The 23,685-nt window shown below is 66.1% G+C and carries 27 protein-coding genes; 12 read left to right on the top strand and 15 right to left on the bottom strand.

From position 1 onward, the window contains the following. Window positions 1–28: 28 nt before the first annotated feature. Entirely contained in the window at window positions 29–682 is a 654-nt protein-coding gene (locus ABZX86_RS26690) for a maleylpyruvate isomerase family mycothiol-dependent enzyme (protein WP_355127393.1), read from the top strand. 110 nt (window positions 683–792) lie between these two features. Next, the gene (locus ABZX86_RS26685; RefSeq protein WP_327146190.1) at window positions 793–960 is read left to right on the top strand and encodes a hypothetical protein; all 168 of its coding nucleotides are present in this window, start codon (window positions 793–795) and stop codon (window positions 958–960) included. Between the two features lie 74 nt (window positions 961–1,034). Here ABZX86_RS26685 and ABZX86_RS26680 read toward each other — a convergent pair whose 3' ends face one another. Beyond that, window positions 1,035–1,949: a LysR family transcriptional regulator gene (locus ABZX86_RS26680; protein ID WP_355127392.1), complete on the bottom strand. Its 915-nt coding sequence runs from the start codon at window positions 1,947–1,949 to the stop codon at window positions 1,035–1,037. Window positions 1,950–2,036: 87 nt separating this feature from the next. Between ABZX86_RS26680 and ABZX86_RS26675 the strand changes: the two genes are divergently transcribed. Next, window positions 2,037–2,603, top strand: a complete 567-nt coding sequence (locus ABZX86_RS26675; RefSeq protein ID WP_355127391.1) for a UbiX family flavin prenyltransferase — start codon at window positions 2,037–2,039, stop codon at window positions 2,601–2,603. A gap of 52 nt (window positions 2,604–2,655) precedes the next feature. Then, on the top strand, window positions 2,656–4,149 hold the full coding sequence (locus ABZX86_RS26670; protein WP_355127390.1) for a UbiD family decarboxylase: 1,494 nt from the start codon (window positions 2,656–2,658) through the stop codon (window positions 4,147–4,149). A gap of 42 nt (window positions 4,150–4,191) precedes the next feature. On the opposite strand, the gene ABZX86_RS26665 is transcribed toward ABZX86_RS26670, so the two are convergent. The 7 genes from ABZX86_RS26665 to ABZX86_RS26635 form a co-directional block, all read right to left on the bottom strand. Beyond that, window positions 4,192–4,965 carry a MerR family transcriptional regulator gene (locus ABZX86_RS26665; RefSeq protein WP_355127389.1) on the bottom strand — a complete coding sequence of 258 codons (774 nt, stop codon included), beginning with the start codon at window positions 4,963–4,965 and terminating at the stop codon, window positions 4,192–4,194. A 104-nt stretch (window positions 4,966–5,069) separates the two neighbouring features. Continuing rightward, on the bottom strand, window positions 5,070–6,575 hold the full coding sequence (locus ABZX86_RS26660; protein ID WP_355127696.1) for an NAD(P)/FAD-dependent oxidoreductase: 1,506 nt from the start codon (window positions 6,573–6,575) through the stop codon (window positions 5,070–5,072). Between the two features lie 11 nt (window positions 6,576–6,586). After that, window positions 6,587–7,510, bottom strand: a complete 924-nt coding sequence (locus ABZX86_RS26655) for a ferritin-like domain-containing protein (RefSeq protein WP_327146195.1) — start codon at window positions 7,508–7,510, stop codon at window positions 6,587–6,589. Between the two features lies 1 nt (window position 7,511). Continuing rightward, entirely contained in the window at window positions 7,512–8,417 is a 906-nt protein-coding gene (locus tag ABZX86_RS26650) for an SDR family NAD(P)-dependent oxidoreductase (RefSeq protein WP_355127388.1), read from the bottom strand. Window position 8,418: 1 nt separating this feature from the next. Continuing rightward, on the bottom strand, window positions 8,419–9,435 hold the full coding sequence (locus tag ABZX86_RS26645; protein ID WP_355127387.1) for an alpha/beta hydrolase: 1,017 nt from the start codon (window positions 9,433–9,435) through the stop codon (window positions 8,419–8,421). Window positions 9,436–9,551: 116 nt separating this feature from the next. Beyond that, complete coding sequence (locus tag ABZX86_RS26640; RefSeq protein ID WP_355127386.1) at window positions 9,552–9,815, bottom strand: GlsB/YeaQ/YmgE family stress response membrane protein; 264 nt, start codon at window positions 9,813–9,815, stop codon at window positions 9,552–9,554. Window positions 9,816–9,955: 140 nt separating this feature from the next. After that, window positions 9,956–10,540: a TetR/AcrR family transcriptional regulator gene (locus ABZX86_RS26635; protein ID WP_355127385.1), complete on the bottom strand. Its 585-nt coding sequence runs from the start codon at window positions 10,538–10,540 to the stop codon at window positions 9,956–9,958. 44 nt (window positions 10,541–10,584) lie between these two features. On the opposite strand from ABZX86_RS26635, the gene ABZX86_RS26630 reads away from it, so the two are divergent. After that, window positions 10,585–11,442: a phytanoyl-CoA dioxygenase family protein gene (locus ABZX86_RS26630; RefSeq protein ID WP_355127384.1), complete on the top strand. Its 858-nt coding sequence runs from the start codon at window positions 10,585–10,587 to the stop codon at window positions 11,440–11,442. A 9-nt stretch (window positions 11,443–11,451) separates the two neighbouring features. Here the strand turns inward: ABZX86_RS26630 and ABZX86_RS26625 are convergent, their stop codons facing one another. After that, complete coding sequence (locus ABZX86_RS26625; protein ID WP_355127383.1) at window positions 11,452–12,270, bottom strand: alpha/beta hydrolase; 819 nt, start codon at window positions 12,268–12,270, stop codon at window positions 11,452–11,454. 107 nt (window positions 12,271–12,377) lie between these two features. Here ABZX86_RS26625 and ABZX86_RS26620 point away from each other — a divergent pair, with 107 nt between their 5' ends. Further along, entirely contained in the window at window positions 12,378–13,148 is a 771-nt protein-coding gene (locus ABZX86_RS26620) for an SDR family oxidoreductase (RefSeq protein WP_355127382.1), read from the top strand. A gap of 152 nt (window positions 13,149–13,300) precedes the next feature. Continuing rightward, window positions 13,301–13,615 (top strand): multidrug efflux SMR transporter, encoded by a 315-nt coding sequence (locus ABZX86_RS26615; protein ID WP_355127381.1) that lies wholly within the window; start codon window positions 13,301–13,303, stop codon window positions 13,613–13,615. A gap of 21 nt (window positions 13,616–13,636) precedes the next feature. Here ABZX86_RS26615 and ABZX86_RS26610 read toward each other — a convergent pair whose 3' ends face one another. Next, on the bottom strand, window positions 13,637–13,819 hold the full coding sequence (locus ABZX86_RS26610; protein WP_355127380.1) for a hypothetical protein: 183 nt from the start codon (window positions 13,817–13,819) through the stop codon (window positions 13,637–13,639). Between the two features lie 322 nt (window positions 13,820–14,141). Between ABZX86_RS26610 and ABZX86_RS26605 the strand changes: the two genes are divergently transcribed. The 3 genes from ABZX86_RS26605 to ABZX86_RS26595 all read left to right on the top strand — a co-directional run bounded on the left by ABZX86_RS26605 (window position 14,142) and on the right by ABZX86_RS26595 (window position 18,237). Continuing rightward, window positions 14,142–14,885 carry a hypothetical protein gene (locus tag ABZX86_RS26605; RefSeq protein ID WP_355127379.1) on the top strand — a complete coding sequence of 248 codons (744 nt, stop codon included), beginning with the start codon at window positions 14,142–14,144 and terminating at the stop codon, window positions 14,883–14,885. Window positions 14,886–15,085: 200 nt separating this feature from the next. After that, window positions 15,086–16,423 carry a CBS domain-containing protein gene (locus tag ABZX86_RS26600; RefSeq protein WP_355127378.1) on the top strand — a complete coding sequence of 446 codons (1,338 nt, stop codon included), beginning with the start codon at window positions 15,086–15,088 and terminating at the stop codon, window positions 16,421–16,423. Window positions 16,424–16,608: 185 nt separating this feature from the next. Then, a complete protein-coding gene (locus ABZX86_RS26595; protein ID WP_355127695.1) occupies window positions 16,609–18,237 on the top strand; it encodes a divalent metal cation transporter in 1,629 nt (542 codons plus the stop codon). A gap of 3 nt (window positions 18,238–18,240) precedes the next feature. On the opposite strand, the gene ABZX86_RS26590 is transcribed toward ABZX86_RS26595, so the two are convergent. From ABZX86_RS26590 to ABZX86_RS26575, 4 genes are read right to left on the bottom strand one after another with little or no spacing between them, the layout of a single operon-like run. Next, window positions 18,241–18,447, bottom strand: a complete 207-nt coding sequence (locus ABZX86_RS26590) for a hypothetical protein (protein ID WP_355127377.1) — start codon at window positions 18,445–18,447, stop codon at window positions 18,241–18,243. A gap of 54 nt (window positions 18,448–18,501) precedes the next feature. Further along, a complete protein-coding gene (locus ABZX86_RS26585) occupies window positions 18,502–19,602 on the bottom strand; it encodes a TerD family protein (RefSeq protein ID WP_355127376.1) in 1,101 nt (366 codons plus the stop codon). A 37-nt stretch (window positions 19,603–19,639) separates the two neighbouring features. After that, complete coding sequence (locus ABZX86_RS26580; protein ID WP_355127375.1) at window positions 19,640–20,599, bottom strand: nitronate monooxygenase; 960 nt, start codon at window positions 20,597–20,599, stop codon at window positions 19,640–19,642. 42 nt (window positions 20,600–20,641) lie between these two features. Further along, window positions 20,642–21,835: a helix-turn-helix domain-containing protein gene (locus ABZX86_RS26575; protein ID WP_355127374.1), complete on the bottom strand. Its 1,194-nt coding sequence runs from the start codon at window positions 21,833–21,835 to the stop codon at window positions 20,642–20,644. Window positions 21,836–21,944: 109 nt separating this feature from the next. Between ABZX86_RS26575 and ABZX86_RS26570 the strand changes: the two genes are divergently transcribed. Together ABZX86_RS26570 and ABZX86_RS26565 are read left to right on the top strand one after the other, a co-directional pair. After that, a complete protein-coding gene (locus ABZX86_RS26570) occupies window positions 21,945–22,805 on the top strand; it encodes an alpha/beta hydrolase (protein WP_355127373.1) in 861 nt (286 codons plus the stop codon). Between the two features lie 119 nt (window positions 22,806–22,924). Beyond that, window positions 22,925–23,191 (top strand): hypothetical protein, encoded by a 267-nt coding sequence (locus ABZX86_RS26565; protein ID WP_355127372.1) that lies wholly within the window; start codon window positions 22,925–22,927, stop codon window positions 23,189–23,191. A 105-nt stretch (window positions 23,192–23,296) separates the two neighbouring features. On the opposite strand, the gene ABZX86_RS26560 is transcribed toward ABZX86_RS26565, so the two are convergent. Continuing rightward, on the bottom strand, window positions 23,297–23,674 hold the full coding sequence (locus ABZX86_RS26560) for a hypothetical protein (RefSeq protein ID WP_355127371.1): 378 nt from the start codon (window positions 23,672–23,674) through the stop codon (window positions 23,297–23,299). Between the last annotated feature and the right edge of the window lie 11 nt (window positions 23,675–23,685).

The following is a 23,685-nucleotide window of genomic DNA, read 5'->3' as shown; positions in this document are numbered from 1 at the left end:
GCGCCCTACCGGAAAGGAATTCACCCTGATGATCACCACACCCGATGAGATCTGGCGAGCGGTCTCCGCCGAACGCACCACCCTGGTGGAACTGCTCGAAAAGCTTCCCGAGACGGAGTGGGACCACGCTTCGCTCTGCGCGGGATGGCGTGTCCGCGATGTGGTCGCCCACGTGGTGCTGTCGAGCCGGCCGACAGTCCTCTCGCTGCTGGCCAATCTGATTCGCGCGCGCGGCAGTATCCCGCGGCTGAATCTCGACAGCGCGATTCGCTATGCGGATGCGACCAGCTCTCGGCAGCTGCTGACCGATCTGCGCGCTGTTGTCCCGATGCGCCGCACTCCGCCCGGCACCACTCCGGACGATCGTCTGATGGATGTGCTCGTACACATCCAGGACATTGCCCTGCCGCTCGGGCTGGAGTATGAAATGTCCACGGCATCAGCACGTCTCGCGCTCGAGCGGGTCTGGCGGACGCGGTGGCTGTTCCGTGCTCAGGAGCGGTTCTCCGGTTTCCGGCTCACCGCCACCGACACCACGTGGACAGCCGGGACGGGCCCGGCCGTCGAGGGGACCGTCGCGGATCTGTTGCTCCTGGTAGCCGGTCGAGATGCGCGACTTTCCGCGCTCACCGGAGAGGGTGCGGGCATGCTGCCGGAACGATCTCTGCGCACCCTCGGATAACGATCCGGCGGCGTCGTGGTCAGCGGATGGACACGTCGTGCGTGGACGGGGGTGGGAACGGGAATACCACCCCTGCAAGCTTTTCGAAAGCGGCGACCGAGGAGGACACCATGAACGAGCCCGTGTGCATCGACTGCTGGCGCCGCGACAACCTCACCTTTGTCCAGCGGCTGGATCCCGCGTTCTACCGGCCCGGTCCGGTGCACCGCTGCGCCATGCACCGCGCCCTGCACGAGGATCCCAGCACCGGCACCGGAACCATCCGCAAAGCTGCGTAATCCGAGTTCGGCGCGGGCCCTGCGCTTTTCGGCACAGGGCTCAACGCTTTTGGGCAGGGGGCCGAGCGTCGTGATCACCGGTGCGCCCGTGCCCCGGACGGTGTGAGCTGATACGGCGCGGCAAGATTGGCGAAATCGCGAATTTTGCTGTCGTCATTACCTTTTCGCCAGACCAGAACCACCCGGGCGTCCGGCATGCCAGTGAACGGGATGAACTGCACACCGGGGTGCGAGAAGTGGGTCGGCATAGCGGTCGTGGTCAGGAACACCCCCCGGTTGTTCGCGACGGTGCCGAGCATTTCCGGTTCGGTGCGCGCCGCCGGTAACCGGGGGATCGGGCGGCCGGTGGGGGTGAGCGCGGGCGGCCAGAAGGTGCGCGCCAATTCCGGCGGCACCTGCGGGGACGGGCCGATGACAGGGAGATCGGCCAGGTCCTCCAGGGTGAGGACCGCCGAGTTCGCCCTCGGGTGTGTTTTGGCTATTGCCAGCAGGCGCGGGAAGGTGGCGATTTCCGGTCCGATGACCAGACCCGGTTGCTCGACGGGCGCCAGGCACAGTTGCAGATCGATCTCCGAGCGGTACAGCGCGCCGAACACATCGGTCCACGGCACCTGGACGAGCTCGACCGGGCAGTCCGGGAACCGGGCCACATGGTGCGCGATCGGTTCGCTGAGCGTGCTGACATACGGACCGAGAAAGCCGATGCGCAGACCCTGTGCGGCGGAACGGGTATCGGCGACCACCCGCTGCAGTTCGGCGAAGGCCGGGCGCAGCCCGCGAAGCAGGCGCTCGCCCAGCGGGTTCAGCGTCACTCGGCGACTGGTGCGCTCGAACAGCAGTCCACCGACCCGGCGCTCCAGCGCGCGCAGCAGCTGACTCACCCGTGGTTGCGAGAGACCGAGTCGCGCTGCTGTGCGGCCGAAATGGAGCTCCTCGGCGAGAGTCAGGAAGATCTCCAATTCGTTGAGATCAATGCGATCGGTGTCCATAACTCCTCAGCCATTGATAATCCCTGCTTCTCAATAGTGGCCGATTCTCTCGTTGATAGCCAACGCGGGAGACTCGATCCTTGTCGGGTGGACAAAACGCAACGACTCGTCGTGGGTATCAGCGGTGCGACCGGCATCGCCTACGGTGTCCGCGTGCTGGAGCTGGCCCGCAAGGCCGGCGTCGAAACCCACCTCGTTGTCACCCCGGCGGCACAGCAGACCAGGGCGTACGAGACGGATTTGAACGCCCGCGATCTCGCCGCCATGGCGGATGTGACCTATCGGCCCGCGGATATCGGCGCGGCTATCGCCTCCGGCTCGTTCCGCACCGCGGGCATGATCGTGGCGCCCTGCTCGGTGCGGACGCTGTCGGCCGTGGCCTACGCCAATAACGACAATCTGCTGACCCGCGCCGCCGATGTCACGCTCAAGGAGCGCCGGAGGCTGGTGCTGATGGTGCGCGAAACCCCGTTCACCCTGGCGCATTTGCGGGCGATGACGGCCGTGACGGAAATGGGCGGCATCATCATGCCGCCGGTGCCCGCGTTCTATCTGAAGCCGGACTCGGTCGAGGACATTGTCGACCACACCGCGGGCCGTGCCCTCGACCTGCTCGGCATCGACGTTCCGGATCTGCCGCGCTGGGGCGAGTAGTCCACGAAACCTGTTCGGTCAGTTCGCTATTTGGCAGTAAGGACATCCCTGTATGACGCACCTGCGCAGCCTGCGTGAGTTCATTTCGGAGCTGGAGAGCATCGGCGAGATCCAGCAGATCGACGCCGAGGTGGACTGGAATCTGGAACTGGGCGCGGTGATCCGCCGATCCTACGATCTGCGCGCTCCCGCACCGCTTTTCACCAATATCACCGGCTACGGCGACAGCGGTTTCCGGGTGCTCGGCGCGCCCGGTGCGCTCAGTGGCCCGAAGCACCGGCTGGCGCGGATCGCGCTCGCGGTCGGTCTGCCCTATGACGCGACCGGTCAGCAGATCGTGGAGGCCCTGGCCGATGCGCGGTCCAAGCCGGGCATCGCGCCGGTGGTGGTGTGGCCCGCCGATGCGCCGTGCAAGCAGAACATCGTGACCGGCGACGATATCGATCTGTTCGCGTTCCCCACGCCGCTGATCCACGGCGGCGACGGCGGCCGCTACATCCAGACCTACGGCATGAATATCGTCAAGACGCCGGACGGCTCCTGGACCAACTGGTCGATCAACCGCATGATGATCGCCGATAAGAACACGCTGGCCTGCCTGATTCCGGGGCCGCAGCATCTGGGCATCATTCGTTCCAAGTGGATCGAGGCCGGCGAACCCATGCCGATCGCGCTGGCCATCGGCGTCGAGCCGGGGCTGCCGTTTGTCGGCGGTATGCCGATCCCCGAGGGCGAGGACGAAAGTCATTACCTGGGAGCGCTTTTCGGTGAGGGCATCGAACTGGTCGCGGCCGAGACCGTCGACCTGCTGGTACCCGCGACCGCGGAAATAGTGATCGAAGGGCACATCCTGCTCGACGAGACGATCATGGAGGGGCCGTTCAACGAGTTCCCCGGCTACAACGCCACCGAGGCCAGCCCGAAGCAGGTCTTCAAGGTCAGCGCGATCACCTACCGCGACGGCGCGATTCAGCCCGTGGTCGCCGCCGGTCCGCCGGTAGAGGAGGACCACACCATCATCGGCACCACCAGCGCGGCGGAGATCCTCTACCTGCTGCGTCAGGCGGAACTGCCGATCGCCTCGGCCTGGTACAACTACGAGGCCGCGGTGCACTGGCTGACGCTGTCGGTGCGCCAGGATTGGCACGAGACGACCGGGCTGGGTTCGCACGAGCTGGTGGACAAGATCGCCGAGGTGATCTTCACCGGTAAGCCGTCGGTCAATGCGCCCAAGATCCTGCTGGTCGAGGACGATGTCGACATCACCGATCTGGAACAGGTGGTGTGGGCCTTCGCCACCCGCTCGCATCCGGACCTCGATCGGGGCGAATTCCATTACGCCCACAAGGTTTCCGATCAGCTCGCGGTGTATCTCTCCACAGAGGAGTCGCACACCTTCATGGCGGGCAAGGTCATCTACAACTGCCTGCTCGCCGATCTGTACCCGGAGGGTAAGCGCCCGGTGAAGGGCAGCTTCGAAAACGGCTGGCCCACCGAGATCCAGGAGCGCGTGCTGGCCAATTGGGAGAAGTACGGCTACCGCTAGCACCGGCCGGCCCGGTCGTGGCGGATGTCGAGGGGTCCTCCGCTACGACCGCACCTCGGGTGCCGCCGTCGAACGCTCTTGCTCGCGTTCGGCGGCATTGGCGAGGTAATCGCCGAGTTCGCGGCGCAGCGTGACATCCAGCGAGCGGGCCAGCGTGGAGTGCACCGAGGTGACGGCCAGCTCGCGCATCTTGTTGAGCATGGCCGTGGTGTCGGCGATCTCGCTACTGGTCTCCGGCAGCCAGCCGCGGCCGTGTGCCTGTTCGATGTGCTGTTTGGCCGCGGTGATCATGGTCTGGGTGATGTCGTCGATCCGCTCGGCGACCTGCGCGTAGATCTCGATGAGAGTGCGCAGTTCGAGGCCGTACTCGTGCAGTTCGGCGAACGAGGTGAGCAGTGCGGTATCGGTGAAGGTGACGGTGTCGCCCTCGATGCGCACCAGCTTCATATCCGCGAGCTGGTCGAGCACGTCCTCGGTGTCCGCGCCGAGGATGGTGCCGACGAGTTCGCGCGGCACCTCGAAGGTTTCGGCCTCGCCCCAGGCGGCGGTGACCGCATGCTGCAGGCCGAGCACCTCGCTGAGATCCTTGCCGGTCTCCCAGCTGGTGATGAAGTCGCCGATATGCGAGGTGGTGAACCCGCGCTGCAGCAGTGCGTCGATGAGACGCAGCCGTTCCAGATGGGTGTCGTCGTAAATGCTTGCGCGCCCGGCCTTTCCGGCCGGTGGCGGCAGCAACCCGCGCTCCTGATAGGCGCGCACATTGCGGGTCGTCGTGCCCGCGGCGCGAGCGAGGTCGTCGATCCGGTACTGCGGCACCGATATCACCTCCCTCGCCTCGGGGCGCCGGCCGAGCCGGCGGCCGGAACACACACGGTCCTGGACCGACCGAGTCTATCGTCCTGGCCGCCGGCCGCCGTCACCTACGAATTCACCACGATCCGTGGCGCCGTCCGCTCCGCACCGACCGGCACGACGTGGTAGTCATCGAGCTCGACCGTGCGCAACTGACCGACGTACTGGGTGGCGAAGCCCGGGTACATGGTGGCATTGAACCCGTCCTCGGTCAGATACCAGCTGCGGCAGCCCGAATTCCAGGTGGTGCTGTCCAGCCGGCGCTGGATGGCGGCGTTGTACTCGTCCTGCCGTTCCCGGCGTACATCGAGCATGCGCAGATCCCGGTCGAGAACGGTGCTGATCGCCTCGACGAGATAGTTGATCTGCGCCTCCATGTACACCAGCGCCGAATTGTGGCCCGGGCCCGAATTCGGGCCGAAGGTGAAGAACAGATTCGGATAGCCGGATACCGCGATGCTCTTGTAGGCGAACGCGCCGCGCTGCCATTCGGTGGCGAGCACGCGCCCGTCCCGGCCCACGATCGGAATGGGCGTCCCGGCCTTGGACACCTCGAAGCCGGTGGCGAAGACAATGCAATCAGCCTGGTGCTCAATGCCTTCCGCGGTGCGGATACCGCGCTCGGAGATGCGCGCGATCGGCCACGTCACCAGTTTGCAGTTCTCACGCTGCAGAGCCGGGTAGTAGTCGTCGGTCATCAGCAGCCGCTTGCAGCCGGCGCGGAACTCCGGGGTGAGCTGACGGCGCAGCCACGGATCCTTCACCTGCCGGCGCAGCTGGGCACGGCCGACCATTTCCACGACCCGGGTCAGCGGCGTATTCCACACGACACCGAGCGCGACCGACTCGTGCCCGTAGAACCATGCTGCGCGCGACAGGGATTCGGCCGCGGGGACCCGCCGGTAGAGCTCCTTGGTCAGCGGGCTGGTCTGCCGGTTGATGCGCGGCAGCACCCAGCCCGGCGTCCGCTGGAACACCTTCACCGAGGCGGCCTTGTCGACCAGTTCCGGAATGATCTGCACCGCACTGGCTCCGGTGCCGACGACCGCGACCTTCTTACCGGTGAAGTCGTAGTCGTGATCCCAGCGGGCGCTGTGGATCTTGTGCCCCTGGTAATCCTCGATGCCTGGGATCTTCGGCAGGCTGGCATTGGCCAGCGGACCCGAGGCCAGCACCACGGTGCGGGCCCGGACGATATCGGCGCGACCCTCGACCGAGATATCCCACACGCCGGCGTCCTCGTCGAAGGCGATGCCGGTGATGTTGTGCCCGAACCGGAAATGCCGGTGCAGACCGAACTGCGTGGCCATCGATTCGATATAGCCGAGGATCTCATTGCTGCCCGAGTAGGTGTGCGACCAATTCGGATTCGGCGCGAAGCCGTAGGAGTACAGCCGCGACGGGATATCGCAGGCCGCACCGGGATAGGTGTTGTCGCGCCAGGTGCCGCCGATCGAGGCGCCGCGTTCGAAGATGGCGAAATCGCCGATCCCCTTCTGCTTCAGGCGAATCGCGGCGCCGATCCCGGCGAACCCGCCGCCGATAATGGCGACGTCGAGTATCTGGGTGTTCATGGGATCCTTCGTCATGCCGCGGGCTCGTAGGTGAGTTCCTTGGACCAGGTGGGCTGGCGCAGCCACCGCTGCGGTACGTGCGCGGAGACCTTGACCAGGGCATCGGCCATCAGGTGATACGGGTGCTCGCGATTGATCACCCAGCCGCTGTGCCGCTTGACGATCTGGAACATGGGCAGTCTGCGGGCGAATTCGCTGCGCTCGCCGACATTGGCGTAACGCTTGAACGCGGCGTACAGCTTCTCCTCGTCGACGCCCATCTCGACGATATTGTCGCGCATCTTGTTCAGCAGTGGCACGTAGCTCAGGACGCCGATGAGGAAGGTCGGCTTGACCCAGCCGCCGACCAGTTCGGTGAGCAGTTTGCGCATTCCGGCGTGCCCGAGCAGATCCATGACGGCGAAATCGACTGCGAGGTGCCGGGATTCGTCGGAATTGATCTTCTTGAACGCCTCCTGGCAGATGGGATCCTCGATCTCGTCCATGATGAACTTGATGAGCGCACCGTCCAGGGCGACCTCGAGCATGGGAATCACGGTGCCCAGGAACGACAGCGACATATCGTCGGAGTACTTGTCCAGGAAGTCGATGACCAGCTTGACATTGATATTCGGCTCGGGAATCTCGTCACCGTCGAGCATGCCCCAGCGCCGCATGAGCGCCAGTTCCGCATTGGCGTGCTTCTGCTCTTCGGCGTGGAAGTAGCGGTAGATCTCGCGCAGCGTCTCGGTGGGCGCCTTCTTCGCCATGGCGGCGAAACCGCGCGCGCCGACATTCTCGATCCACATGAGATCGGCCATGAACGGCTGGAGTTTGGCGTGCAGTTCGGGCGAGATCGTTTCCGCGCCCGGCGCATCCCAGTCGATATCGGCCAGCGCCCACTGCCGGTCCTTGATCTTCTGCAGCATATCGTCGAAATCCATAGCGTTCGCCATGTCAGACTCCCGTCTTGTCGGAGACCGAGGTCCGGTCGAGGGTGGTCGGATGCTCCTGCGGCAGTAGCCGATCCAGGAGGCCCAGCGCATAGGTGTACTGCGCGGGGAAGTAGCGCTTGAGACGCCAGACGACGTGTGCGTCCACTTGCGGCAGCACATACAGCTGGCCGCGATCGTGGGCGTCGAGGGTGGTGCGCGCGACATGCTCGGGGGAGAAGCCGGTCAGGCGCATGAGGGTGTCGGCCAGGCGGGCCGACTGCTGGGTGATGCGGCCGTCCCGCGCTACATTGGTCTTGACGAAGGTGGGGCACAGCACCGTGACCGCGACTCCGGTCCCGCTCATCTCGGCGGCCAGGGTCTCCGACAGCGACATGACCGCCGCCTTGGAGGTGTTGTAGACCGCCATCGAGGGCGCGGCCGCGAAACCGGCCGCCGAGGCCACATTGATGATGCCGCCGCGGCGGGCGGCGCGCAGTTGCGGTGCGAAGATCTCGCACCCGTGCACCACACCCCACAGATTGATGCCGAGCGCCCACTCCCAATCGGCGAAGCCGATCTCGCCGACATGTTTGCCGCCGATGCCGACGCCGGCATTGTTGATCACCAGTGTGATCGGGCCGCCGAAGACCGATTCGGCAAAGCGCGCAAGGACTTCCACGTCATCGCGCTTGGCGACATCGCAGCGGAACGGGTGTGCGGCGCCCGGATGATTCGACTCGATGAGCGCGGCGGTTTCCGCGGCGCGGACCTCGTCGATATCGGCGCAGATGACCTGGCCACCGCGAGCGGCGATTTCGAGCGCGAAGGCCCGGCCGATGCCGCTACCTGCTCCGGTCACCACGGCGCGGGCGTCGTAGCTGCGGCGGGGCCGGATGCTGAGGGGGATGAGTTTTTCCAGTCCGAACATGTCAGCCCACTCTCTCCGTGGCGGTATTGCTGGAATTCAGTGCGGCACCGAGGAATTCGGCGACACGCGCCAATGCCGGATCGGCCTCCGGGACGAGCAGGGGAAGTGCCTGGAAGACGTGCACCTGACCGGGCCAGATCTCCAGCTCGCACGTGCCTCCGGCGGCACGGACCATATCGCGCAGGTGCCGTGCGTCGGCGCTGAGCATTTCGGCGCCACCGACCTGAACCAGCATGGGCGGCAGAGTGATTCCCTTCGGCAACCGCAGGTGCAAGCGCGGGGAATCGGCGGGTAGGTCCCGGGTGTAGGCGTGCGGGAGCCGGGCGGCGATGCGGGCGGAGATGACCGGATCTCGGCGCCGCCGTTCCTGTTCGGCGGCCAGGCCGAAGGTGAGATCGATCAGCGGGGAGAACAGCGCCACCGCCGCCGGCTGCGGCCGGGCATGGCGGTCGTTCTCGATCAGCAGATCCAGCGCCAGATGCCCGCCCGCCGAATCACCGGCGATGACCAGGTCTTCCGCGGCGATGCCCTGCTCGAGCAGCCAGCGATATCCGGCCTCGACGTCATCGGCGGCGGCGGGAAAGCGATGCTCGGGGGCGAGGCGGTAGTCGGTCAGGAACACCGGCAGCCCGGTCTTCTTCGACAGCTGGGAGGCCAGTCCCCGGTGCGTGCGCGCCGAGCACAGCACATAGCCACTGCCGTGGATGTAGTAGATGGCGCGGGTGGCATTCGGGGCGGGACGGGGGACGATCCGGGAATCGACACCGGGCGCGCACACCCATTCGCCGCGTACCGGGCCGGATCTGACCGGAACGACGGTCGTGCCCGGCACCGGTGGACCCGCCGTGGCCATGATCGTCGCGATGAGCTTGCGTGCGAACCACACTCCCGGTGCGTTCAGCGGTACCGCATTATTGAGCGGCCGCAGCCCGATCCCGCATGCCGTGGCTGCGAGCCGGGATCGGGCGGAGGCTACCGCCGGAACGCCGGGGACCGAGGTCCTCGTTGACCTTGTCATGCCTTTAGAGTCACCGATGAATGTGCCAGTTGTCAATGGCACAGTTAGAAGTGGTGCTTGACTGCGGCAAAAAACGCCCCGGCCGAGTGCCGGCCGGGGCGTGTCGGGAGCGAGCGCTAGCGGCGGCCGCCCACGCGGTTGTAGACGAACAGCAGCACCACCGCACCGGCGAGGCAGGTGAAGAAGCTGAACCAGAGACCGGCGTCGCGGACGTCGACGCCGAAGATCTTCAGCAGGAACCCGCCGACCAGACCGCCGACGACCCCGACCACAATATTGAGCACGATGCCCTGCTGGGCGTCGGTTTTCATGATCTTGCTCGCGATCCAGCCCGCGAGCCCGCCGATAATGATCCACCCGATAATGCCGAGACCGAGCATGGCGTTCTCCTGTCTATCAACGGCTGACCTATCGCCTCAGCTTCACACACAATTCGAATAATCCGTTGTATCGGCAGGGTCGATTCGCGTGGTTTTCGAATACTTGTGTGGCGACTTTTCGGTTTTGTGATCACTCGCTGTCACAGGCGGTCGGCGCCGACCGCGGCGGCGATGAAGCGCCACAGTCCCTCGGTGGCCTCGTCGACCGACGGGCGGGGGTGGCGGCGCAGTTGTTCGGCGATGCCGTGGCGCAGTGCGCCCATGACGCAGGCGCCGGCGAGATCCGGATCGATGGCGGGATCCAATTCGCCGGATTGCTGGCCGGTGCGGATATTGCGGCCCGCCGATTCGATAATGCGCGCGAGTGCGGCGGCCTCCAATTCGGCGACCTCGGGTTCGGTGCTGATCGGTCCGAGCAGGAGTTCCGAGAGTGGGTCGGCGAAATGGTAGGCCACGAAATTGCGGGTGCGGGCGCGTTCACGTGTGCCCCATCCGATCGAGTCGGCGATCGTCTCGTCGGCAATGGCGGCAACCAGTCCGGCATGGAATTCCTCGTAGATCGCCACCAGCAGACCGGCTTTGGAGCCGAAATGGTGATACAGCGCGCCGGTGCTCAGCCCGGAGCGGCGTTTGAGCGCATTGAGATCGACGGTGCCGCTGCCCGCCACCAATTCCGCGCGCGCGGCGTCGAGCAGTTGTTGACGTCCGAGGGGAGCCCGTGCCATGCTGCGGAGCATAACAGAACTCAGTTATGTTTCGGAGGTGCGCCGTGGGCGCTGAGGTGTCATCCGTAACCGATCTTTCCGGTGATCTCGCCGGAACCTATCGCCGAACCGAAAGCAGCGGCAGCACAGTCGATCCCGCCGTGGTGGACGCGGATCTGGCCGCGGTACTGCGCGACGGCTACGTCATCCTGCCGGATCTGCTCACCCCGGAGGAACTCCAGGATATTCGCGACAGCACGGCGGAATTGCTGAATCTCAAGGGCCGCAACAATTTCGAAGGCCATGCCACACAGCGCATCTACAGTGTGCTGAACAAGACCCGCAGCTGCGACCGGATCGCCTCGCATCCACGGGTGCTCGCGCTGCTCGACCGGCTGCTCATGCCGAACTACCTGCTGTCCATGCTGCAGGTCATCAATATCCTGCCCGGGGAATCGGCGCAGATGCTGCATACCGATGACGGCTTCTATCCGCTGCCGCGCCCCCGGGCCGCGCTCAGCGCCGCAACCATCTGGGCCGTAGACGATTTCACCGCCGAGAACGGCGCGACCGATATCGTGCTCGGCAGTCACGAGTGGGGTGACATCCTCCCCGTCGAGTCCGCCGAACGTCAGCCCGTCATCATGAGCGCCGGATCCTGCGTCTTCTTCGTCGGCACACTGTGGCACGGCGGCGGTGCGAACCGCACCGATGCCGCGCGGCTCGCCGTCACCGCGCAGTACTGCGAGCCCTGGCTGCGCCCGCAGGAGGCCTTCACCCTCTCCACCCCGCACGATATCGTCCGCACCGTGGACGAGGACATTCGCCGCATGCTCGGCTACAGCATCCATCCGCCGTTCATCGGACAGGTCGACGGCATGCACCCCAAGCGCCTGCTGGACAACGATCCCGAAGGCGCGTGAGGGCGTCGGTCAGAGCTTCGGTGCGGCGGTGAGGAAGTCGATGACCACGCGATTGACTTCCTCCGGACGCTCCAGATAGCCGTAGTGCCCGCACTTTTCGATCTCCACATAGCGGGCGCGGGGGATGGCCGCGGCGACCTCACGGCCGAAGGCCGGTGGCAGCATGCGGTCGTCGGCGAACCCGACGACCAAGGTGGGCACGGTGATTCGGGCATATTCGGCGAGCCGGTCGCGGGAGCGATCCATACCCAGCTGTGCGCGGACGCCCGGCGACGGGGCGGTGCCCGCGCCGTATTCGAGAATGTCGAGCCATTCCTGGGCGCGGTTCGGATCGTGCAGGGTGTGCGGCGAGAAGTTCAGGATCGCCTTGATCGCCGCGGAGTATTCCGCGGGCAGTGTGATGCCCTGATCCTGCAGCGCCTGCTCGCCGCGATTGAGCATCTGCGACACCGGATGCGGGCGGCCGGTGGTGGCCAGCAGGACGGCCTTGCCGACCAGCTCCGGTCGCGCGAGCGAAAGCTCCTGCGCCACTCGGGCGCCCATCGAGGTGCCGACGAGGTGGGCGGGCCCGCCACCGAGATGTTCGATGAGCGCGGCGGTATCGGCGACAAGATCCTCGATGCGGATGCCCGCGGCGGATTCGTCCGAGGGCGCGATGCCGCGGTTGTCCATGGTGGCGACGCGGAAACCGGCCTTCACCAAGGCCGGAACCTGATAGGTCCGCCAGACGCGTCCGGGACTCCCGGTGCCCATGATCAGCAAGACCAGTGGGCCGGTACCGGTCACTTCGTAGCTGAGCCGGATTCCATTGAGAGTGGCGATAGGCAAGTTTCGGTCTTCCTTCAGTGGGCTGCGGTGCGGCGGCTGACTGTATCGCGAACGCCGTGCCCGAATCCCGCCGGACACCGGATGATCGTGTCCGTTGAATGGTCTTCATGAGCGAAACCGGAACGCAGAGAAGGAAAACAGCCCTGGTGACCGGGGCGAGCAAGGGCATCGGCCGTGCCGTCGCCGAGCGCTTGGCCCGCGAAGGTGTGCTCGTGGCAGTGCATTTCGGCCGGGACGAGGCAGCGGCGAAAGAAGTGGTCGCGGGCATCGAGTCGGAGGGCGGGCGCGCGTTCGCGGTCGGTGGTGATCTGGGCTCCGCCGACTTCGCGGCACTGCTGAACGAGGTGGACGAAGGCTTCCTCGGTCTCGGTGCGCCCGCGGGCCTGGACATCCTGATCAACAATGCGGGCATCACCGTGATGAAGGGTGTCGATGCCATGACACCCGCCGAATTCGACACCCTCTTCGCCACCAATGTCCGCGCGCCGTTCTTCCTGGTGCAGGGCATTCTGGACCGGCTGCGCGAGGGCGGTCGCGTGGTCAATCTGTCCTCGGCCGTCACCCGGATCGCGATCCCGGACATCCTGGCCTACACCATGACCAAGGGCGCGATCGACAGCTTCACCCGCGTGCTCGCCCAGGCCCTCGGCTCGCGCGGCATCACCGTCAATGCCGTAGCCCCCGGCTACGTCCTCACCGATATGAACGCCTGGCTCATCGACAACCCGGACGGACAGCGTGAGGCCGCCGCCAATGTCGCACTCGGCCGCATCGGCCGCCCCGCGGATATCGCCGATATCGTCGCCTTCCTGGTCGGCGACGACGCCCGCTGGATCACCGGCCAGACCCTCGATGCCAGCGGCGGCACCGCCCTCTAGCAGGGGTTATGGGCGGATGGTGAGGAGAATCTCCACCCGGGCGCGGGCTGATTGGGTATGGTCGATGGCGAGTCGCGGTCTGCGACCCACTGGACGATCGGAACCGTACCCAGGCAGCGCAAAGACGGTATTTCCTGAAAGGAATATCTGTCATGGCCTGGTTGGTTCTCGCGATTTCCGGTGTGCTCGAAGCGGTTTGGGCCACAGCGCTCGGTAAATCCGAAGGGTTCACGAAACTCGCACCGACTGCCCTGTTCGCCGGCGCGTTGTTGCTGTCCATGGGCGGGCTGGCCTATGCGATGCGGACGCTGCCCATCGGCACCTCGTATGCGGTGTGGGTGGGCATCGGCGCCGTGCTGACGGTGGGCTACTCGATGGCCACGGGCGCCGAGAGCGCCTCTGCGCTGAAAATGGTGTTGCTGGTGATGATCGTCGGCGGCGTGGTCGGGCTGAAACTGGCGCACTGATCGCGAGGTTCACCCGATCTGCTACCCGGCCAGCACGCGATGCCGGATGGTCTCGATCAGGCCGTCGATCGCCGCGAGTGAGGATCCTTCGTCCGCGCAGACGACTCCTGGGTACTGCGAGGAGCGCGCGACGAATGCCGCGTCCGGCGGGGACCATTGGACTTGGAATGCGGAGAGCTGTATCTGGCGTTCGATTTCGTCCATTGTGGCCTCGGTTGAAGAGCGACTTTGCTGGTTGACCACTGCCTATTATCAAGTTCTGACCGGCCGGTTCGAATTCCCTTACGGAACTTTGACGGCCTGCTCCGTTTCTTTTACGACCCAACATCTTTGAGGTCGAAGTCGGAATTGCGGTGCGCGTCACTATTGCGGATCGGGGATTGACATCTCCAGAATCCTCCACTCATGATTGGCGCCGGCAAACATTTCGCGAGGCGGAGGTTGCCGGAAAGCAAACATCCTGTGCAGCTTGCCGATTCGCGTTTCATCGGCAAGCGGATCAGTCACGCCTGCAGAAAGAAACTTGATGAAGTTCCGCAATATCGCTGCGACCGCCACCATCGCGATCGCCGCACTGTCGATCACCGCTGTCACCGCGAACACGGCCTACGCAGAGCCGAATGCGTCGAGCAACAACTCGGTCACCACGGATATCGCGCCGGGCATCCACTACAAGGCGAATATCGTCGATCACTCGGTCGTCATCGCCACCGATGCGGGCTCGCTGGCGGTCAAGGACAACCAGGTCCAGATCGTCGACGGCACCGGCGCGGCCGTGGCCACCGTGCCGCTGAGCTACCAGCGCGACGGTAAGTCCTTCCCGATCGCGGCGCAGATCGACGGCAATACCGCCACCCTGACCCCGAACACCGATCCGGCCGCCGGTCAGCCGATCGCCCCCAGCGCTCCGGTCATCAAGGAGGTCGACGCCACCGCGAACGCCAACTTCAACCAGGCGCTCAGCAACCTGACCAACGAGGTCTCCGTCGGCGTGGCGCTCGGCAGCCTCATCGGCACCGTGGTCGGCGCGGGCATCGGCTGCATCGCGGGCGGCACCGCGGTGGCCCTGGGCGCGACGGCGATCAGCATCGGCACCCTGACCATTCCGGGCTTCCTCGGTGGTTGCCTGGTCACCGGTGCGGCCGGCGCCGCTATCGGCATTGTGGCCGGCACCATCTTCGTCGGCGGACCCGTCGCGACCGTGGCGCTGTTCCAGTTCTTCAACGATCTGAACACCCCGCCGGCTCCGGCCGCCACCCCGGGCGCCTGAACAACCCATAGCGCGCCTGCACAACCCATAGCGTGTGGCGGTGGCCGGATTCCGGTCACCGCCACATTGCCGTCCGGCCTCGATGTGCGGCGTTCGGGTCCCGGCCGCGTTATGTTCAGGCCCAGATCAACTGGAAGTGCTGGTCGTGGTGCATGGTGTGCAACGACCGGCCGGTATCCGGCCACCGATCAGGAGTGCACATGACAGAGTCCACGCCCGCACCCTCCGAAGCGGCGGTGGCGACGATTCATCTGTCGCAACTGCTGAAGTCACCGGTGATCTCCGAGTCCGGGGAGTCGATCGGCCGCGTCGAGGATCTGATCGTCCGGCTGCCCGGCGGCGATGCCTATCCGCCGGTATCCGGAGTTGTGGTCGGAGTGGGCGGGCGGCACGTGTTCGTCTCGGCCGACCATATTGCCGAGTTCACGGCGGATCGAATCACCTTGACGCGCAACAAGGTCAACCTCACCGGCTTCGAACGCCGCGAGGGTGAGGTGCTGCTGCGCGCCGATATTCTCGGCCACCGGCTCATCGATGTGGCCGCGGCCGAATTGGTCCGGGCCTACGACGTCGAATTGGACGACACCGGCTCCGGCTGGGTGCTGGCGCGGCTCGACACCCGCCGTCCCGCCCGGTTTTTCGGCCTGCTCAAGACCTCGTCGGGGCATGCCTCGCGGGATTGGAAGGCGTTCGAACCGCTCATCGGGCACAGTCAGTCCATGACGGTGCGCGTCAGCGGGCGGGTCAGCGGCCTGAAACCGGCCCAGCTCGCCGATCTGCTCGAGGACGCCGATAAGCGCGAGCAGGGCGAGATTCTGGATCGGGTGCACAGTGATCCGGAGCTGGAGGCCGATGTCTTCGAGGAATTGGATCCGGACAAGGCCAGCCGGCTGCTCAATGACAAGAGCGATGCCGATGTCGCCGCACTGCTCGGCCGAATGCGCGCCGACGATGCGGCCGACGCGGTCATGGATCTGCGGCAGTCCCGGCGCCGGCGCGTACTGGATCTGATGCCCGCCGGACAGCGGACCAAGGTCATTACGCTCATGGGCTTCAACCCCGCCAGTGCGGGTGGCCTCATGAATGTGGACATCGTGTCCTGTGGGACCGATGCGACTGCGGCACAGGCGGTCTCGGTCATCGCGTCGGCGGTAACGCTGCAGCCGGAGGCGCTGCTGAAGATGCACGTACTCGCCGAATCCGGGCGGCTGGTCGGTGTGATCTCACTTGTCGCGCTGCTGCAGGCCCCGCCTGGAAGCCTGGTCGCCGACCTCATGGATTCCGATCCGGTGCGGGTCGGACCGGAGGCCGATCTCACCGATGTCGCGCTGCTCATGGCCGACTACAACCTCTACACCATTCCGGTCGTCGACCAGGACGATCATGTCCTGGGTGTGGTGACCGTCGACGATATTCTCGAGGCGACCATTCCCGAGGACTGGCGCCGCCGCGAGCCCGCGCCCCGCCCGGCCCGGGAATCGGGACCGCTCACGGCGGAGAACGCCGGCAGCGGGACCGGCGGTCCCGCGCGATCATGAGCAGCAATGACGAAAGACTCTCTGCCACAACCGAAAACACCGGACCACCCGTCGACCACGCGGACGTACCGGCAGCACCCGCGCCGGTAACAGCTGCTGCGCCGGGAGCAGCGGGTACAGGCGCGTCTGTGACGACCACCGCGGTCGCGCATGCGACCACGGCATCGGTCGAACCCGATGCTCCTATGGTCGCCCCGCCCCGGCAGTCGGCCGTGCTCGATACCGCGCATCTGGGTGATATCGAAGGCGCACTGGGCCGAATCAAGCTGTCCGACAGCGATCGTCCGCGCGATATGCGCACTCGGATGCTGACCATGCTGGCGATTGTCGGCCCCGGCCTGATCGTCATGGTCGGTGACAATGACGCCGGTGGTGTCGCCACCTATGCGCAGGCCGGCCAGAACTACGGTTACAGCCTGCTCTGGGTGCTGCTGCTGTTGATTCCGGTGCTGATCGTCAACCAGGAGATGGTGGTTCGGCTCGGTGCGGTCACCGGCGTCGGGCACGCACGCCTGATCAATGAGCGCTTCGGCCGCGGCTGGGGCTGGTTCTCCGTCGGCGACCTGTTCATTCTGAACTTCCTGACCATCGTCACCGAATTCATCGGCGTCTCACTGGCCGCGGACTACATCGGCATCTCGAAATACATTGTGGTGCCCACCGCCGCGGTGGCGCTCATCGTGATCATGGCCAGCGGCAGCTTCCGGCGCTGGGAGCGAGCCATGTTCGCCTTCATCGCGATTACGCTGCTGCAGATTCCGATGCTGCTGCTCTCACATCCCGATTGGAGCCGCGCCGCACACGATTTGGTGGTGCCGGGCGTTTCGGGCGGGTTCACCTCGGATGCGGTGCTGCTGGTCATCGCCATTGTGGGCACCACCGTGGCGCCGTGGCAGCTGTTCTTCCAGCAGTCCAATATCGTCGACAAGCGCATCACCCCGCGCTTTATCGGCTACGAGCGCGCCGACACCACCCTGGGCGCCTTCGTCGTGGTGATCGGTGCGGCGGCGGTGCTGATGACGGCCGACTATGCCGCTCGCGCAACCGATTCCGTCGGCAAGTTCATCGATGCCGGCGATATCGCGCACCTGCTCGGCGATGTGGACGGGAAACTGGGATCGATCTTCGCGATCGTGCTGCTGGACGCGTCCATTATCGGCGCGGCCGCGGTCACCCTGGCGACCAGCTACGCCTTCGGCGATGTATTCGGCATCAAGCACTCGCTGCATCGAGGGTTCAAGGACGCCAAGCAGTTCTACGTCTCCTATATCGCGATGGTCGCCCTCGCCGCGGGCATTGTGCTGATCCCGGGCGCGCCGCTGGGCCTGATCACCACCGCTGTGCAGGCGCTGGCCGGACTGCTGCTGCCCAGTGCGAGCGTCTTCCTGCTGCTGCTCTGCAATGACCCACAGGTGCTGGGGCCGTGGGTGAATCGTGCCTGGCTCAATATCGTCGCGGTCGTCATCGTCGCGGTCCTGCTGCTGCTGTCGGGCATTCTCATGCTGACCACGCTGTTCCCGGATATCGATGTGGTCGCCACCGCGGAGTATCTGGCGGTCGCCATGGTCGTGCTCGCTGTCGTCTCCATGGGTGCGCTGAAATGGCAGCGCCGCCGGTCGCCGCTGCCGCCCGCATCCGTGGTGCCGGTGATCAGCGCGAGCGAGAAGGACAGTTGGCGCATGCCGCCGCTGGCGCTGCTGGAACCGGTGACCTGGTCTGCCGGAACAAAACTCGGCATGCTCGCCCTGCGCGGCTACCTCGTGGTGGGCGCAGTCCTGTTGCTGGTGAAGGCAGTTCAGCTCGGTCGCGGATAATCCTCACGCCTGCGGGCGGCGGGAGCGGCGCAATTGGGAGCGCCGGCTCGGGCTGGCACCGCGATGCAGGCTCGGTCGCAGCAGGGCGATCACCACCGCCAGCACGATCAGCAGGACGATCGCCGAGCCGACCCAGACCTCGGTGGCGCTGTACGCCGGGACGCCGTCGGCCCCGAGCGTTGCGATCGCTTCGATACGGAATGAGATCACCAGACCAACGATATCGGCCGGTGCGGGCCGTGGCCCGTAAAGATTCCGCGCCGATCAGAGGAACGGGACGACCTGGGTGACGGCTTCGATGGGGTGACCGGCCTGGATCGGCTGGCCCAGGGACTGGATCTTCCAGACGCCGTCCTGCCGATGCACCTTGGCCACCACCATGCCGGTGTGCGGCCCGCCCGCGCTGAGATTGGCGCGGGTGAGCTCGGCACTGCTGCTGCCGTCGATGAGCCGCCAGAAGGCATTGCGGACCCGTTCGAAGGTGTGCCCGGCGTAGGAGGTGATCACGAAGACGATCGCGGTCGCGCGCATGGGCAGGCGGGTGAGGTCGACGGTGATGACCTCGTTGTCACCCTTGCCCTCACCGGTGAGATTGTCACCGGAGTGCCGAATCGCGCCGTCGCGGGTGGACAGCTGGCCGTAGAAGGCGGCGTCGATGAGATCGTTGCCGGCGAAGACCAGCGCCGAGGCATCGAGGTCGATCTCCGCCGGGCGCGATCCCCAGCGGCTCTGCACATGGACCGGATCCCAGCCCAGCGCCAGCTTCACATTCGCCAATTCCTTGCCGCCGTGCGTGCGCAGCGCGACATCCTGGCCGGGCTGCAAAACCGCGGACCAGGCGGGCTCGGTGGACTGGGCGGGTTGGGAGGTACTGCCGATCGATACGGCGTGCGCGGCCACCAGCGCGGCGAACCCACTGGCATAACCGTGCCCGACCGCCCGGGTCTGCCAGCCGTCGCCCGTGCGATCGAGATCGAGCGCCACGAGCGTCGACTCCGGGCCGAGCCCCTCGATGACGTACTCGTACAACGGGTTTGCCTGCGCGTCCGCGATGGTGAGATGCGGCGGCGGGTAATCGTTGAAGTGCGCATTGCGGTCATCGAGCGCCAGCACGATGCGAATGAACCCGATATCGGCCGGAATCTCGCGCAGATTGATCGCGAGCGAGGTCTGGCCCGGAATCAGGCGCACCCCCGGACCGGCGGGCTGGTTGTAGAAGACGAGGTCCTCGTCACTGCGCACCCGCCCCCGGGCAGTCAGTAGGAGTGCCGCCAAATCGACGCGGGCACTGTGGAATACGGTAACGACGAGTTCGGCGAGACCGAGCTCGCCGGCCTGGCCCTGGGTCAAGAGTGCGGCCGCCACACCTGTCACTCTACGGTGGTTTCGGCCCAGTTCGCCGTCATCCGGTGGTTACGCGAGTCAGCGCGCGTTCGGCCTCGATCGTGAGTCGTTCGACCAGTTCCGCGGCCGAGGGCGCATCGGTGACCAGATCTACAGACTGACCTGCCCATACGGGCGCGACCAGGCCGTTTCCGTGCGGGGCGCCGGTGCGATAGGCCCGCTGGGCGTCGAGATTGTGCACCAACTCGTCCTCGCGGCCGCGCCAGCGATCGACATCCTCGGTGCGCACGGTTCGGGCCGAATATTGCGGCGGCCAATCCGCGCCGCGCAGGATATCGGTGATCCGGCTGCGCTCGGTATCGCCGCCGCCGGCATCGATCAGCGCCTTGACGACCTCGGCGGGGACGCGCGCTTCGAGACTGGCCTGGAATCGGGTTCCGATGAGCGCCCCCGCGGCTCCGAGCGCCAGGGCGGCCGCGACCCCGCGACCGTCGGCGATACCGCCCGCGGCCAGGACCGGTGTGCTCTCGGCGAGGTCGACGACGGTCGGCACGAACGACATGGTGGACCAGCCCGCCCGGCCGTGCCCGCCCGCCTCGCCGCCCTGCGCGATCAGCAGGTCGACGCCCAGATCGAGTGCGTGCTTCGCCTCGTCGAGATCGGTGACCTGCACCAGTACCGGGATGCCCGCTCTGCGTACCCGCTGTACGAACGGAGCCGGATCGCCGAAGGAGAACATGACCGCGGCGGGGTGATGCTCCAGAACCTTCTCGATGGTGCTGATATCCACCGCCCACGCGAGAAACCCGATGCCCCAGGGCTTATCGGTCGATTCGGCGACGAGCCGCAGGTCCTGGCCCAGCCAGTCGTGATCGCCGCGGCCGCCGCCGACCATGCCCAGCCCGCCGCCATTGGATACCGCCGCCGCCAGCGCGCCGCCGGCCGCACCGCCCATGGGAGCGAGCGCGATCGGACTCTCGATTCCGAAGGTCTCAGTGAACCTCGTGGTCAACGACATAGCCCCCAGTGTCGGCACACGATTTCGGCGGGGTCAAGGAATTCAAGGGATGTTTGTGATTTCCAATAGCGCGAGTGCCTGCAGCGCCGTGCCGAATTCGGTGACGGTCGCCGGGTCGGTCAGGGAGCGCTGGGTCAGTTCTTCCACGCGGCGCAGGCGGTAGCGAACGGTATTGGCGTGCAGGTACATCCGGGTCGCGGTAGCGGCGGCGGATCCGCCTGCGGCATACCAGTTCTCGAGGGTTTCCAGGAGCCGGCGCCGCTCGTCGAACGGGAGCCGCAACAGCGGACCGAGTTGCACGCGCGCCATGCGCTCGGCCTCGACCGGTGCGGCGGCGATCAGCATGGCCAGGGGATTGTCGTCGAAACGAGCGACGCCGATGCGTCCGCGCAGGCCTGTCAGGGCCAGGCGTGCGAAGTGCAGCGCCTGCGGGGTCTCGGGCAGGGATTCGTACGGCGGGCTGATACCGACGCGGGTCCGATATTTGCGCAAGGTTTTCAGGACCGCCGCCTCGCTGTCGGCAGGCACGGCCAGCACCCCGATCTGCTGATCGGGCAGCAGCCGCCACGCGGAGGTGATCCGGTGCGCGCGCAGGGCGGATTCGATGCCGGGCAAGGCTTCTCGGCCTGGTGCGGGGACATCCGCGGCGGCGACCAGGAAGCGGGCGCTGACCGGCAGTCCGAGAATGCGGGTCGCCTCGCCCAGCGTGGTCGGATCGGCGATCACACCGGTGAACAGCGCCTCGACCAGAACCGATCGCTCGTGCTCGCGCTGCAGCAGGAGCTCCGAGGACTTCTCCCGGTACGACGTGGCCACCGCCACCGAGTACTCGCCCGCGAGCGCCCACACCTCGGCGGCCAGCGAAACCAGCACCGCGTCACTCACCCCGGGATGGCGGCGGGCCTCGGAAACCATTTCGGACCAGAGGAATTCGAAGCCGAGCCGGAAGGCGTGCAGGGTTTCGGCCAGCGGCACGCCCTGCTGGGCGCGCAGCCGGCCGGTCTCCTTCGGCGGCTCCGGATCGACCGGCGCCGTGGAGGTGAAGTGCTCGATCATCAGGGTCAGGTTCCGGGTGCACGAGGTGCGGATCGACGCGAACGGGACCTGCGCCTCATTGCGATAGGACTCCAGTTCCTGCTGGAACCGATGGGCCAGCGCCAGCCCGAGAGCGTCGATGCGGTCGAGCAGTGCGGCGGCCAGCTCGATGACTGCTTCCGATGGCTTGCTTCGCTGCATCGGACCAGGTTACTGCGGGTGTGTTTGTCGCCGAGAACAATCGGCCACCGGTGCTGTTGTCCGTGCATCCATGGGCCGGGGCCCGTTGCGGTGCGACGATCGTCCGCACATGGACTCACAGGAGCGGGCAGTGTTCACCTTCACCAGTAGTGACGGCGTCGATATCCACGTGCGGGCATGGCTCCCGGACACCGAGCCGGTCGGCATCGTCCAGATCGCGCACGGGATGGGGGAGTACGCCGCACGCTACGGCCATCTCGCCGAACGTCTTGCGGCCCTGGGTTATGCGGTCTACGCCGGCGATCATCGCGGCCACGGGCACAGCATGGCCGGCGTCCCGGGGGAGCTGGGTGTGAACGGCTGGAACCTGCTGGTCGAAGACCTGGTCACCCTCACCGGTCTGCTGCGCGGCAAACACCCCGGGGTGCCGCTGGTGCTCTTCGGCCACAGCCTCGGTTCGTTCGCTGTCCAGCAGTACATTCTCGACCATTCCGCGCTGGTCGATGACGTCGTATTGTGCGGCACCACAGCGGTGGACGAGCTCTTCGTGAATATCGCTGCGGCCGAGGGGGATCTGCTCGGGCTGTTCAATGCGGCCTTCCAGCCCACCCGCACCACCGCGGACTGGCTCAGCCGCGACGAATCCCAGGTGGATGCCTATATCGCGCATCCGTGGTGCGGGTTCGACATCGATGCGGCGAATATGGCGCTGCTGGCGGCGGTGGCGTCCGAGCGTCTGTCGGCCCCTGCCACCGTGCCGAGTGATCTGCCGCTCTACGTCATGGTCGGGGACCGTGATCCGCTCAATGACGGTCTGCGCCTGAGCAATCTGCTGGTCGAGCGCTATCGGCGGGCCGGCCTGACTGACCTCACCTACCGCGTGTACGCCGGAGCCCGGCACGAGATTCTCAATGAGACCAATCGGGACGAGGTCGAATCCGATCTGATCGCCTGGATAACTCGCGGTTAGCCGGCGGGGAGCGGTGACGACTCGCGCGTTCGCGGCGCGCGGAGGCCGGTTTGGCCCGGTCGCGGGCCGGGCACCCCCGAGGGGTTGGGGAGCACGGCTATCCGAAGGAGATCCCCTCGATGAGTCACCAAGCCAACTTTCCGGAGACCAGCACTCGACCCGGAGAGTCCCTTCTGGATTCTGTTCACTGTTCCGGTCTCGCACTTCTGCTGTGCGGCATCATCATTCTCGGATCGAGCCTGACCGCGGCCACCGACGGCTTCGACGGCTGGACGATCACCTGGTCGCTGATCAGCGCGCTGTGCCTATTGGCAGGCGCTGCAGTCATTTTGATCGAGCACCAGCACGCCCGCACCGACGGTTCGGTGCATTCCATGCAGAAATAGCGATGGCCGGAAAGAAATGATCGAGCCCCGCGGATGGCATGGGCTACATGCCAACTACGGGGCTCTGTTTCAGCCGTTACGGCTGTCGTGGCCGGTGTCGGTGGGTCAGGAGATGATCATCAGGGGCTGGGTTTCGGTTGCGGGGCACGCGGATTCGACTACGGCGGTCAGCCGGATGCGGGAGTCTCCGACGATGCCGGTGAATGCGCGCCGCCCGCCGGCGGCCTCCCGGTCCGTGGTGGCATCCACCATCTGCAAAGCCATGGCCCACTTCATCAGTTGGGCGTTCGCCTCGATTTCCGGTATATCGGGATGAATTGTCCCGCAGAATTCGGCGGTTCCGGTCGCGTGTGAGGCGAACCGGCCGCAGCAATCCCACATCCATGTCACGTGCGGTAGCGGTACTCCCGCGGCTGCGGCCGCATAGGAGTTCACCGTCTGCGAAAGATTCTCGATCGCAGCCATCGTCAGCGATTCGGTCACAGCCGAAAGGT

This window comes from Nocardia sp. NPDC006630, from assembly GCF_040611495.1.
In the GTDB taxonomy this organism is placed as follows: Bacteria; Actinomycetota; Actinomycetes; order Mycobacteriales; family Mycobacteriaceae; genus Nocardia.
This window is presented reverse-complemented; position numbering and strand designations above follow the sequence as displayed.

Excerpts from the sequence above, each read along its gene's own strand:
- ABZX86_RS26690 (WP_355127393.1), top strand. The coding sequence starts at position 29 with ATGATCACCACACCCGATGAGATCTGGCGAGCGGTCTCCGCCGAACGC.
- ABZX86_RS26685 (WP_327146190.1), top strand. The coding sequence starts at position 793 with ATGAACGAGCCCGTGTGCATCGACTGCTGGCGCCGCGACAACCTCACC.
- ABZX86_RS26680 (WP_355127392.1), bottom strand. The coding sequence starts at position 1,949 with ATGGACACCGATCGCATTGATCTCAACGAATTGGAGATCTTCCTGACT.
- ABZX86_RS26670 (WP_355127390.1), top strand. The coding sequence starts at position 2,656 with ATGACGCACCTGCGCAGCCTGCGTGAGTTCATTTCGGAGCTGGAGAGC.
- ABZX86_RS26660 (WP_355127696.1), bottom strand. The coding sequence starts at position 6,575 with ATGAACACCCAGATACTCGACGTCGCCATTATCGGCGGCGGGTTCGCC.
- ABZX86_RS26655 (WP_327146195.1), bottom strand. The coding sequence starts at position 7,510 with ATGGCGAACGCTATGGATTTCGACGATATGCTGCAGAAGATCAAGGAC.
- ABZX86_RS26650 (WP_355127388.1), bottom strand. The coding sequence starts at position 8,417 with ATGTTCGGACTGGAAAAACTCATCCCCCTCAGCATCCGGCCCCGCCGC.
- ABZX86_RS26645 (WP_355127387.1), bottom strand. The coding sequence starts at position 9,435 with ATGACAAGGTCAACGAGGACCTCGGTCCCCGGCGTTCCGGCGGTAGCC.
- ABZX86_RS26640 (WP_355127386.1), bottom strand. The coding sequence starts at position 9,815 with ATGCTCGGTCTCGGCATTATCGGGTGGATCATTATCGGCGGGCTCGCG.
- ABZX86_RS26635 (WP_355127385.1), bottom strand. The coding sequence starts at position 10,540 with ATGGCACGGGCTCCCCTCGGACGTCAACAACTGCTCGACGCCGCGCGC.
- ABZX86_RS26620 (WP_355127382.1), top strand. The coding sequence starts at position 12,378 with ATGAGCGAAACCGGAACGCAGAGAAGGAAAACAGCCCTGGTGACCGGG.
- ABZX86_RS26615 (WP_355127381.1), top strand. The coding sequence starts at position 13,301 with ATGGCCTGGTTGGTTCTCGCGATTTCCGGTGTGCTCGAAGCGGTTTGG.
- ABZX86_RS26610 (WP_355127380.1), bottom strand. The coding sequence starts at position 13,819 with ATGGACGAAATCGAACGCCAGATACAGCTCTCCGCATTCCAAGTCCAA.
- ABZX86_RS26605 (WP_355127379.1), top strand. The coding sequence starts at position 14,142 with ATGAAGTTCCGCAATATCGCTGCGACCGCCACCATCGCGATCGCCGCA.
- ABZX86_RS26600 (WP_355127378.1), top strand. The coding sequence starts at position 15,086 with ATGACAGAGTCCACGCCCGCACCCTCCGAAGCGGCGGTGGCGACGATT.
- ABZX86_RS26595 (WP_355127695.1), top strand. The coding sequence starts at position 16,609 with ATGGTCGCCCCGCCCCGGCAGTCGGCCGTGCTCGATACCGCGCATCTG.
- ABZX86_RS26580 (WP_355127375.1), bottom strand. The coding sequence starts at position 20,599 with ATGTCGTTGACCACGAGGTTCACTGAGACCTTCGGAATCGAGAGTCCG.
- ABZX86_RS26575 (WP_355127374.1), bottom strand. The coding sequence starts at position 21,835 with ATGCAGCGAAGCAAGCCATCGGAAGCAGTCATCGAGCTGGCCGCCGCA.
- ABZX86_RS26570 (WP_355127373.1), top strand. The coding sequence starts at position 21,945 with ATGGACTCACAGGAGCGGGCAGTGTTCACCTTCACCAGTAGTGACGGC.
- ABZX86_RS26565 (WP_355127372.1), top strand. The coding sequence starts at position 22,925 with ATGAGTCACCAAGCCAACTTTCCGGAGACCAGCACTCGACCCGGAGAG.